Origin of the sequence: Ruminococcus sp. RTP21484sp1_RTP21281st1_A8_RTP21281_210402 (genome assembly GCF_040914025.1) — a bacterium.
GTDB classification, from domain to species: Bacteria; Bacillota; Clostridia; order Lachnospirales; family Lachnospiraceae; genus Blautia_A; species Blautia_A faecis.
The window spans coordinates 1-10,980 of record NZ_JBCPGE010000048.1 but is presented as its reverse complement, the minus strand read 5'-3'; the positions used below and the strand labels follow the sequence as shown (position 1 = coordinate 10,980).

At 42.9% G+C, this 10,980-nt stretch carries 9 protein-coding genes; all 9 read right to left on the bottom strand.

Annotated elements, in window-relative coordinates:
• A partial coding sequence (locus tag AB5170_RS18260; protein WP_368365128.1) for a hypothetical protein occupies nucleotides 1-247 on the bottom strand: 247 nt, incomplete at its 3' end.
• A gap of 141 nt (nucleotides 248-388) precedes the next feature.
• A complete protein-coding gene (locus AB5170_RS18255) occupies nucleotides 389-1,027 on the bottom strand; it encodes a DUF6100 family protein (RefSeq protein WP_226855589.1) in 639 nt (212 codons plus the stop codon).
• A gap of 73 nt (nucleotides 1,028-1,100) precedes the next feature.
• Entirely contained in the window at nucleotides 1,101-1,658 is a 558-nt protein-coding gene (locus AB5170_RS18250; RefSeq protein WP_118580531.1) for a DUF5697 family protein, read from the bottom strand.
• Between the two features lie 210 nt (nucleotides 1,659-1,868).
• Nucleotides 1,869-4,694, bottom strand: coding sequence for a hypothetical protein (locus AB5170_RS18245; RefSeq protein ID WP_227199207.1), 2,826 nt, complete (start codon nucleotides 4,692-4,694; stop codon nucleotides 1,869-1,871).
• A complete protein-coding gene (locus AB5170_RS18240; RefSeq protein WP_177968933.1) occupies nucleotides 4,591-5,085 on the bottom strand; it encodes a hypothetical protein in 495 nt (164 codons plus the stop codon). Before AB5170_RS18240 ends, AB5170_RS18245 begins: the two co-directional genes overlap by 104 nt.
• 22 nt (nucleotides 5,086-5,107) lie before the next feature.
• Complete coding sequence (locus AB5170_RS18235; protein ID WP_173719548.1) at nucleotides 5,108-5,932, bottom strand: hypothetical protein; 825 nt, start codon at nucleotides 5,930-5,932, stop codon at nucleotides 5,108-5,110.
• A gap of 11 nt (nucleotides 5,933-5,943) precedes the next feature.
• The gene (locus AB5170_RS18230; protein ID WP_177968936.1) at nucleotides 5,944-8,007 is read right to left on the bottom strand and encodes a transglycosylase SLT domain-containing protein; all 2,064 of its coding nucleotides are present in this window, start codon (nucleotides 8,005-8,007) and stop codon (nucleotides 5,944-5,946) included.
• Nucleotides 8,008-8,010: 3 nt separating this feature from the next.
• Complete coding sequence (locus AB5170_RS18225; protein ID WP_368361941.1) at nucleotides 8,011-10,383, bottom strand: hypothetical protein; 2,373 nt, start codon at nucleotides 10,381-10,383, stop codon at nucleotides 8,011-8,013.
• 71 nt (nucleotides 10,384-10,454) lie between these two features.
• Nucleotides 10,455-10,838 carry a hypothetical protein gene (locus AB5170_RS18220; RefSeq protein WP_227199209.1) on the bottom strand — a complete coding sequence of 128 codons (384 nt, stop codon included), beginning with the start codon at nucleotides 10,836-10,838 and terminating at the stop codon, nucleotides 10,455-10,457.
• Between the last annotated feature and the right edge of the window lie 142 nt (nucleotides 10,839-10,980).

Genomic DNA, 10,980 nt, shown 5'->3' with positions numbered 1-10,980 from the left:
GTGCAGATCCAGAAAGAAAAAAGGAAAGGTCATCTTCATACCTCTCCAGAAGATACCTTTTCCCTTTACCCCTTAACACATACCCCTTATATCCGCCTGCATTTCTCACAGAGATATAATTTTCCTTTTTCAGCCTGGTAATAAGAGCTGCTGCATAAGATTCTGATTCTACAATTTCTCCTACCAGGCCTGCTGGCAATTCCCCTGATATCGCAATCAGTCTTAACAACACATCCTCCTTTTTCATTTCCACCTCCCACTCAAAATCAATAAGAATCTGTACCCTATATGTTGAATACTTGGGTATCTTTTCTGGATTCTCATATCCCAAAATGCCTTATTTTTCAAACACTTAAATGCCTATTCTATATATCGAATTTTTCTGATCTTAAAGTGCTTCTTTTTCGATATCCAAAAGCTGGCTGTTTTCACGGATCCAACCTGGAAATTTCTTAGCCTCCATCACATATAATAATGTGCCATCTTCCATTCCAAGCCTAGTTGTATGAAAAGTATCCACATAAAAACCACTATCTGACTTCATACAGAAACTGGAAACAATGTCCAGTACATGTTTTTCCTCAATGTTATCGTGATCCCGAACACGTCCTACCAAAGGCAGATTTTTATTATAAACATGCACAAAACAGACAAGGCATTCTTCGAAAAATGGGATTTCCAGCGCCTTTTTTACCCGTTCCAAGCACCAGTTCTGAAGTGCTGTATGCAGTGGCTTGTATAAAAAATCCGTGTAAAAATCTTTTCTATGGGGCACCAGAAGTGGCAATGCCACCTTTAGGATTCCCTCAGAAAATTCCACCTCGATTCCATGAATGGTCACAAGCTCCGCCTTGTAGTTTTCGTATTGAACTGGGTTAACTGTCACTTCTAAGGTAAGCCTTCGAAGCTTATCGGTTAATTTTTCAGATGTTTTTGCGGCTTCCAGGACTAACTCCGTGAAATAATCATATTGAAGTTCCGATTTTAAACGGACACACGAAGTAAGAACATTCCGCGACTCCGCCATATATTGCTCCATCCGCCAGCTTAAAGCCTGAGTCTCATCCAGCTGGTCCTTAATTTTTCCAAACGGCTCAGTACTATTCTTCTGATCCGCCTTGACTATATTGGTAATACTCGACTTCCCCACCTTCTTTCACAACACAATACCCAATCACATCCGCTATGTGAATAGCCGATATATAATCGGGATTTTCGACTACAATAATATGTCCGCAACTGTCAATTTTTTTCCGCGAAAACAGATTGTTTACCACCGTAACTTCCGCCTCTGAAATGTACAAAATATCAAAGATTTCTCCCTCTCCGTAGAATACGATCCGTACCGGATACTCTTCCTTCGAAGCAGGAAAGTGTTCTTCCACTTGTTTCTTTTTCATCACATCAACCAGTACCCAGACAGCCTTCATAGTTCCCAGATCCTTAGCAGCAATTGCTTCCTCACTTGCTGCCACCACTTCCAGTTCTGGATGAATGAAAACCTGCCGCTCTTTTTCCAACGCCTTAAATGCTTTTCCTACAAAATGATCCCTGCCATCTAATGCAAAATAAGCATAAATCTGTGCCTTTTCCAAAACATGGTATTTCTGCACAAGCTCTCTGGTTTCAGCAATGACAGGTCTTTGTTTATTCTCCATTTTTTAATACCTCCAGCCAATCTTTTCAATTATCTCTATGACGCATAAAGGACGTTTTCTTTACGTCATTTATAACAACATTCACATTTTTTGTGATAATACGTCTTATATGTGTCTTTCTATACGTCATGAATGACATTTACCATTTTTTCAAACACGAATGCGTCATATATGCCGTACTCTATACGTTTTCTATACGTCCTTTATGTGTCATTCCGTGTTTCCATAAGCGGATTCCCCATACTTTTGAATCCTGCCTTTTAATTTCTGCAGGTCCTTCCGGTCTGTTGTGATCAGATCCTTTTCTAACTGACTTGCTTTAAACTCAACAACCAGGTTATTGCTATTTGTTGAAATAAGTCCACAACCTCTCTCAAAGTGAACAATAGAATTAAACTCCGCTTCTGATAAATCCAGTTCCTTTTGTATCAGCTCTGCCTCTGCCACCTCCAGGTTTAAAATGATTTTGGTTTTCGCGTTGCTTAAGATTCCTCTTCCAATCTTGCCTCCGTTCAACTCATAGTAATCAACAAGATCCTGTGAGGCACTGATTGCAGCTCCACCATAAGCACGAATGGTTTTGTAGATTCCCTGGATATAGTCAGCTGCAAGTTCATTAGAGGACAACAGCTTCCAGGCTTCATCAATGAAGATTGCTTTTTCTCTGGTTCGGTCTTCCTTCGTCCGAGACCATACGTAATCAAGTGCTACAAACATTCCAATCAGCAGATCTCCTGATAATTCAGAAATGTCAAGTACCACATATTTATTATTCAGATCCACATTCGTCTGCTGGTTAAAGCTGGCTGCGGAACCGTTCACCAGACGATTTAAGATATTGGCAAGCCGCTTACACTCTTCCTTTCGAAGAAGGACTTCGTGTAAATCTCCCAGGATTGGCATTTTTCTATAACCCCCTGGCTTTGTCGGATCAAACAGACTCTGGTTATCATGGGTGATTCCCTTTTCCTGGTAACAGATCACCATAGCCTCATCAAGAAGCTGCTTTTCCTCATGCGTCATATCTGGTACCAGAAGGCTGAAAAAGATATGCAGGCTTTGGATCTTCACGGCTAGTTCTGAACGTTCCGAAACATATCCATCCAACAGCTCACTGGTAGCTTTATCAGACTGCCTGATTTCCATAACGTTGATACAATTGGAAGATGCTGGCGAAATCTGAATGAATGTGCCACCAATGTTATTGCAGGCCCTGGCAAATTCGTGTCCTTTATCCGGGGCAATGATAAATACCTGGATATTTTTTCTTCTCATACGTAGCGCCATAAGCTGCATGGTGAACGTCTTTCCGGAACCAGAAGTCCCGAATATAACCATATTGGCATTTTTATAAACAGACGTATTGAAAATATCCACCAGAACAAGGGAACTGTTTGCCTTATTCACGCCCATCAAAATACCATCTTTATCCGACATTTCATAGGCAGTAAATGGATAGCAGGCCGCAGCTCCTGATGTTAGAACATTTCGTTTGGATCTTTCATAGATTTTCTTATCCAGGCACAACAGGGGAAGAGAGGACAAAAATCCCTGTTCTTCCCCGAATAGACACTTGGATACCCCGATATCCTGCGAATTTAACAGCTTTATCATCTCTTTTGAGCGCCATTCAACTTCCCGCGCACTATGCCCTGTAACGGTAATTAAGGTGCTCATATAGTAAAATTCTTCGCTTCCAGAGAGTCCACGTTTCAGGTAATAACCTGCCTGAATGGATTCACTTAAACTGTCAAAATCACTGTTGGAATCAAAGGTATCTTTTATTTTTGAGCGGTTCAAACGGATCCGCCGCCCGATCCGCTCCATGCTTTTATTTTTATCCTGGCGAAAGAAAAACAAATCTATATCAATTCCCTCACCAGCGTTAATGAGAAGGGAAAGCCATCCAGCAGGCACCCTGGAACGATATCTGCCAGATGGAATATAGAGGTAGGCATGATAAATGCCATCCAGAATCACATATTTATAGCTTTTAAAATTCAAAGAATCTGGTGCAATCAGCTCTGTCACCGGAATTTTTGCCACACTTTCTTTCCCGTTTTCCAAGATATAATGATTCCGTACTTTTTCAATCCGCTCATCCAACGTTGTTTTAAGGCTCGTATCCCGATTTAAAAGCTGATAAAACACTTCCACACAAAACCGAGTTTCATTTTTATGTTCCAGGACCACATTTCCGCACATGGCAAGATATTTCTTCGCAGTCTGTACTGCAGACTGTAAATACAAAAACATATCTCTTTCGTTTACAGATTTGGTTCCGCTTAATGGATATTCAAAAATGAGAAAGAAACGGCGTGTAATGGCTTCCCGGGTTCCTAGCTGTGTCAGGAGCTTTGCATAATCTTCCTGTAAGATTCTGCATCGTTCATCTGGTTCCTGTTCTGCTTCTCTTCGTATCTTCTCTATATATTCTTTAATATCCGCTTTCTTGGATAAAACCTTAAACTGCAGGTTTGGTGGTGCAATTTTCAGATACGAGGCAAAAGAATAAATGATATTTCTTTTCTCAGACGCAGAACGGAGCAGAAAGTTGATAGGCAAAATTTCAATGATCTTAATGTACCTTTCATCTTTTGTTTGAATCACTCCATTTTTTATCTGACTGATTGGCAAATAGGACGAAGCCCAGGTCACTGGAAGAATATCCAGGTCACCGGCGTTCTCTTCCCTGCCTTTTGTTTCTACCTGTTCTGTATCTTTCACCGGAATAGGCTGTTTTTCCTTTACAGTTTCTTCCTCTGTCTGCACAGCCAGATTTTTCCGGAGGCTGCGTTCTTCTGCTTCCTGTTCATGGAACCGGGCGACAGCTTCCCGTTTTTCTTTTTGCGCCTGTAATCTGTCTTCTTTTTTCCGAAGTTTTTCTTCCTGCACATCCTGGCGTTTTTGAAGTCTGGCAGTATTCTTTCGCTCACGCTCCTGCTGCCGTTTTTCCCTTTTTTCGAGTTTCTCGGATTTCTTCGCCTCCTTCAGTTTTCTCTTCAGTTCTTCGACTTCGCTTCCGATCTCTGCCACCCTCCTTTTTTCTCTTTTTATGTTCCCGTCTGCAGCGTTTCTTCTGCTGTTTCCGGATACGGCGGTTTCGTTTCAAACGGTACTGACCGCTTGGTGCAGTTAAAACACGCCTTTTCACCATATACGAAAACAGCTGAATAAGAAAAGAGGAAAGACTTTCGCCCTGGACACCGATTACTGCCAATATCACAAGCGGCAGAATCAGGATGATCCCGACATAAATCTTCCCTTTTATTCCAAGATTTAAAAATACTAAAAAGCGGATTCCAACGAGTGCCAAAAATGCTGCTTCTACCACATTTCGGGCTTCTGCCCTTCCAGAGAACAAAGTTCCATCTCTTACAAAATTAGGTGGAATGATATATACGTCTGAATGGTCATTTTGTGTCATTTTTTGTGAAGCTCCTTTCCTGTTATCTCTTTTTAGACCATATCAGGCCACCGATTGCGGCAATTAGAGCCACCCCTACGCCGAGCAGTATAAATGGATTCTTCTGTTTTACTGCATCCACGATATTCACCTCCTGTGCTTGATTTTCTAAAATCCCCTCTGTCTCCTCTTCCTGTCCTTTCTGCGGAAGCACATTCATTTCATCAATAGGATTTTCATTTTTCTCTGCAGCCTGAGATTCTTCCCCTGCTGCAGGGATTTTCTCTATAACGACCTCTGTTACTGTAATCTTTTGCACCAGGAGACCTTCTTCTGGAAGATTCTGATACATATTCGAAAACTCTGTTACAAAAGACAGATCTCCCTCCGTTGCACTTACAGACTGAATCCGATAAGTTCCACTTCCAGTGGACAGATTCCACTCATAGAAGTTGTCCGCATTTAGGAATACCGTTTGGGTTACCCCATTTTGTTCTTCTAAAATAGCCTCTATCGTACCAGCAAATCCGTCAAAAACCTGTGCCCGAAATGCAATGACTGCCGGAACCTGTTCGGTACCTGTATAATTATCCTCCAACCCTGCTTCCATGGATTCCGAGCGTCTAAGGATAGCACCCTCTTCATCAAAGAGCACATATTTTCCAGCTGGATTGACGGTATCATAGCCCCAGCCATTCCGAAGCATTTCTCCACTTTCCAGATATCCATGTCCGTCATCCCAGGAAACAATCTGGGGAAGATCTGTAGAATTCTGCGTGTTCGTGTTTGCAAGTACCGTAATTGGCATTGCCAGTAATACAGAAGAATATAGTCCCATAAGCAACCAATATTTCAAATGTCTGTCCATAATCCCACCTCTCATTTTCCAATGATCCAAAAGGCTCCATCTGCCAGGTCACGACCGTAAGAAGCAATCGTTTCCACGCTGTACACTTTTCCAGTACGTTCCCTACTGGCACAATCGGCAATGGTGATATAGCCATCTTTAGTAACACCCGTCAGAACAATAAAATGCCCGCTTCCACTTCCCGTTATGGTGTAGGCTTCGCAGATTTCTACAACCATTTTTCCATCTTTTAAGGCATTTACAATATCCCCCATCCGGTCTTTTCCTACCCTTTCACAGTTAAGTCCCCAGTGATGGGCTGCATTCATCGGAAAGGAATGGCATGTTCCAAGCCCATAGATATATTCCCCGTTTGCAATGGAAAACGCGCAGGTCATCTCAGGAGTCACCGTCTGCCCGGTTAAGGTTGAAATTACAATGGCAAGGGATGTTGGACCGCATCCAGAGGCTTTGATCGTACTGGCTCCATAAGACATGGTAGCCCAGGGATCTTCTCCCTGGTTATAATAAACAACCTTTTTGACGCCTTTTCCCACCGTATCATAGGTGATAATATCCCCAGTCGCGTCAATATTACCGATATAGGTATCACTCCCACTGGTTCCACCAGTCAGAAAGTCCGTCCAGTGAAAGACATTGTAAAGGGCATTTTTGACAGCTTCTACACCGCCTTGCAGGTATTCCAACAGCTTTAATACAAAATTGAATGTGCTTTCATTTGTCACATATTTATATTGATAGCCGCTGCTTCCTGTCAGCTGTGTGTTCAAGATCAATGCCAGAGTGTACTCTACAACCTTTGTCGTTACTGTCCTCTTTTCTTCCCAGACATTGCCTCCCTGCTCCAGGACCTGCCGATAAGTCTGTTCATCTGTTTCTGCCCGGCTTCCATTCACATCCAGACAGTAGACTTTCTGTTCCATTTGGCCTTCCCATTCATCTGTTACAGTCCACGAAAAAAAGCTGTCCACATTTTGTGCGACAGCCTCCTTTAACACCTGATATGATTTCTCCAGGGACTCCTGATCTGTTTTTATTTCTGTGGAAGTACCGGATGTACTATCGTGAATCTCGACAAGCCCTAACACTTTCTTGACATAGGCCTGGGTTTCGGAATATGGCGGTACTTGATAACCATATTTGATAACTGCATAAGGTCCTGCATTATATCCAGCGACTGCAAGCTCTAAGCCATTGGAATAGCCTTTAAATTGCTCTACCAGCTGGCTGATGAATTTGGCGCCGCCCATAATATTCTGGTACGGATCATAAGGATTGGATACTCCAAGGGAAGCCGCCGTTTCCGGCATAAGCTGCATTAAGCCTATTGCCCCAGCACCTGATACCACATTCGGATTAAAATCAGACTCCGTTTTACAGATTGCAAGAAGCAGCGCCACTGGCACATTATAGGTCCTGGCAGCTTCCTGAAAATAGGCATCATAAGGGCTGGAAAGGTTGGTGTCCATATCAAGTCCCAGAACATTTGAATATCCAAGGAAAGAAGATATGGTGCTGTTGTCGCATTTATCCATGAGCATAACAGACAGATAATAGGATAAGCTTCTTTTTAGTTTTGTCTCAAACTCATCCACCACAACCAAAGTAGCATGCGCATATTTTTTCATCTGGTCTGCCTGGATTTCCTGCAAATGTAAATCCCTCTGCTGTCCTATGATCTGCAAAATCTCATTCTGATAATCTGCGTTTTGCAGAATTTGCTCCGCTCTGTTCCTGATATTTGCAAGCTGGTTGGACTGTGCCTCATTTGCATAGGAATCCGCGGTTGCAAACCCCAGATAGTTGAATATAATTCCGATCATGTTTGCAATAATAAACATCCACAAAAAAAGAAATAGAAATATAGCACCAAACACCTTCCAAACTGTTTTGCTGCCAGCCAAGGTTCCTACTAATGTTCCAAGCGGCCCTGCCATAGCAGTCCCGGCTGCCACACCAGAAGCAGTTCCACCAGCTTTTACAGCTGCCGATACCGCATAAGCAGCCTGTGCCGAATGAGCGATCATTTCACTCCCCTCATCAAGAGGGGAACTCTCTTGTCTTTCGTCATCCATAGCTTAATCCTCCAAGCTTCCGGTATCTCTGGTACCCTGTTTCTGTCCTCTTAACTCACTTCTTGATTTTGGAATTTCCAGGATTCTATGAGGATTGCGTAGCAGTTCCATATTCATAGGCATTTGTGCATCCTCCGTCTGGATTTCTTCCATACCATTTATTTCCTCTGAAAGTGTAAAGCTGTCATTTGCCTCTTCGATTGGATCCAGATTATCCTGTTCCAGGTATTCGTCTGGTTCCTGAATATAACTTTCTTCAGGTTCATTTATGCCATTTAAACCGTCTATAGCGAAATCTCCAGTTGTAGAATAATTTCCAAGGTCACCAGATTCTGCTGATTGTGCAGAAGACTCTCCCATGTTTGTAACCTGCTGCTCACTTTCTATATTCCCGGAAATACCAGAATCCGAATATGTAGGCGTTTCCATTTTGGGAACATCCGACACGTTACCAGAAGCATTTCCAACCTCTTCTGAAAAACTATTCGCGCAGCTTACCTCCGTATCTGGACTTGCATGAACACTCTCATTTCCAGACACAGCGTCCAGGATTCCAAAATCCGCTCTGGAATCAAAAGAAAATCCGTTTTCACCAGCAGTATTTTTATCTGAACCTGAATACTTGCTATTTAAGTGGCCAGATACATCCGCTTCAAAACCACTGGCAGAATAAGATCGTTCTCCTTTTCCATCAGAAGGAATATTTCTGCCTTCTTCCTGCCTTTTGTTACCAATGCCTCCTCCAAGATCCGTTTCCATTGCATAATCCGAAGTCCCCATGCCTGTCTCCGAAGCTGGATATTCACCAAGTTCTGCCATAATGCCATTATCACTGCTAAATGCAGATGCTCCTTCAAATGGCTGCGCTTCAAAAGACATAGAATCACTCCGGGCTGTGGTTTTTCCATCCGGGAAATCAGGTTCTCCTGGATTCTCCATTTCACCCAGTCCATTTACACTTGATAATGTTTCGGAGAATCCATCTTCCATAGTTTTGTTTGTAGTAACACCTTCTGAAGAAACAGCCTCTCTGCCTGAAGCTTCCTGATATTCTGGTAAGCTTCCCGTATTCAGATCCATTACAGTCCCTTCCGGTTCTACGAAATCATCGGATTCCATCCCAGGTTCAATTTCACTTGCAGATGTTACAGCAGTTGCGGCTGTCCCAGACACATAAGATGTACCAGAAGACTCCGTTCCATTTGCATGAATTCCCAGTTCGTCCAGCACATTTGCTGAAGCAGTATTTGAATGATTCACACTCTTGACACTTCCAGCAGCATTCCCATGCTTTTCTGGATATTCCGTATCAAAATCCCCACCCCAAAACAAAGATTCGATATCCACTTCATTTCCACCAGAGGGATTCATAGGGATAGGCCCCGCCGGTCCGGTAAAGCCATTTGTGGGGTCTGTGTTTCCCATGTTCGTAGATCTTCCTGTACCGTTTCCACTTCCATCCGTTCCAGAAAATACCCTTCCTGCCTGTGAAAAAATACGCTGTGCCGCCATAGCTGCTCCAAGTGCTCCCATGCCAGGGGAAGGCCGTCCAAGATTCACACCTAACGCCGCCATATAAGAATCCAGCTTGAATGTAATTTTACAAAAGCCCACCAGACACAAAGTTGCTACAAAAAACTTCGTGAAACCATAACCGCTTGCCATCATATTTCCATAACCAGACAAAAACATCTTTAAACACCAGGCATTTAAGATGATCAGAACTACCTGTCCACCAAACATTTTCGACCAGGATGCAAGGATGTTGTTCGTGGACTTAGATCCACCGGTTGCAAATGCCAGCGGTGCTGTATAGGAAAATACGCCCAGTAAGACATACCTCTCCGCAATAATGAACAACATTTTAAAGTAGTTCCAAGCCACCACAAACTGCATGATAAGCATTAGAATTGCAATACTGACTGTCCCAAGCCCTAGCGGTGCTGTAATCCCCTCTAAGGCAGTTACATACTCCGAAAAACTTTGCACCTTGATGTCGGTTCCAATCCCCCATTGATATGGCGTTCCCGCAATTTTCAATATGTAATTAATAACAGGCTTTGAGGCAACCACAAAGAACAAGCAGATGGAAGAACGTCCAATTAACTCGATTGGTTCTTCAGCATTTATTCCAACCTTCCCGAACATGGATTTAAACAGCTGCCAGATCAGGATCATAAGTAACAAAGCAATTCCCATAGGGACAATCACATTCTGGTACAGACTTCCTACTACAGAAAACAGTTCTTCAAACAGGGAGAGGTTACAGGATAGTAAATCTGTAAATACATCCGTAATCAGTCCCATCATATCGATGATAAACTGAGATACCATTTCTTTGACTGCATCTACCAGAAGATCCAGCAGCCAGCTCATGTTTCATTCATATCTATTATAGATACCCTCCTTTTATGCCGGGAGAGCTCCGGCTTTTTCTTTTCTTCAGATCATCCCGTAAACATACTCTGTGGAATGATCTTTTCCAGATACGTTACAATCGCACCCAATGTCATAAGTGCCGCCCAGCAGATAACAATCCTTTTTAACCAGGATCTGGATTCATCCACAGTTCGTCCCGATTTGCTAAAATTCATTAGAAAAAGGCATACTGCCGCACAAACCACAGCTGCCACAGTTGCAATGCCAGCTACGTCTGTATAAACCGTCTGCATTGCATTTTTCGCAGTTGCAAAAATGTCATCCGCATACACGGGTACTGCGGTCATAAGAAGTACACCTGTCACACAGTATACAATTGGAAGCGCTTTTACAAGCCAGTTTTTCTTTCCAAAACGTGCAGCAATTTCATCTTTTACTTTCTGTTTTTCCATAGACTTCCTCCCTTCAACTAAACTCCGGAAGATCAGCTTCTTACAAGGTCCTTCTGTGCAATCCGGGTAGAGTAGGCGGATGAAATTTTCATCCGCCCCTCATCAAACCGTGCATGAGGTTCTCCCTCACACGGCTTTCCGA

What these genes read in the sequence shown, in the direction of transcription:
- AB5170_RS18255 (WP_226855589.1), bottom strand. Translation starts at nt 1,027, where the DNA reads ATGGCGGAGTCGCGGAATGTTCTTACTTCGTGTGTCCGTTTAAAATCG.
- AB5170_RS18250 (WP_118580531.1), bottom strand. Translation starts at nt 1,658, where the DNA reads ATGGAGAATAAACAAAGACCTGTCATTGCTGAAACCAGAGAGCTTGTG.
- AB5170_RS18240 (WP_177968933.1), bottom strand. Translation starts at nt 5,085, where the DNA reads ATGACACAAAATGACCATTCAGACGTATATATCATTCCACCTAATTTT.
- AB5170_RS18235 (WP_173719548.1), bottom strand. Translation starts at nt 5,932, where the DNA reads ATGGACAGACATTTGAAATATTGGTTGCTTATGGGACTATATTCTTCT.
- AB5170_RS18230 (WP_177968936.1), bottom strand. Translation starts at nt 8,007, where the DNA reads ATGGATGACGAAAGACAAGAGAGTTCCCCTCTTGATGAGGGGAGTGAA.
- AB5170_RS18225 (WP_368361941.1), bottom strand. Translation starts at nt 10,383, where the DNA reads ATGAGCTGGCTGCTGGATCTTCTGGTAGATGCAGTCAAAGAAATGGTA.
- AB5170_RS18220 (WP_227199209.1), bottom strand. Translation starts at nt 10,838, where the DNA reads ATGGAAAAACAGAAAGTAAAAGATGAAATTGCTGCACGTTTTGGAAAG.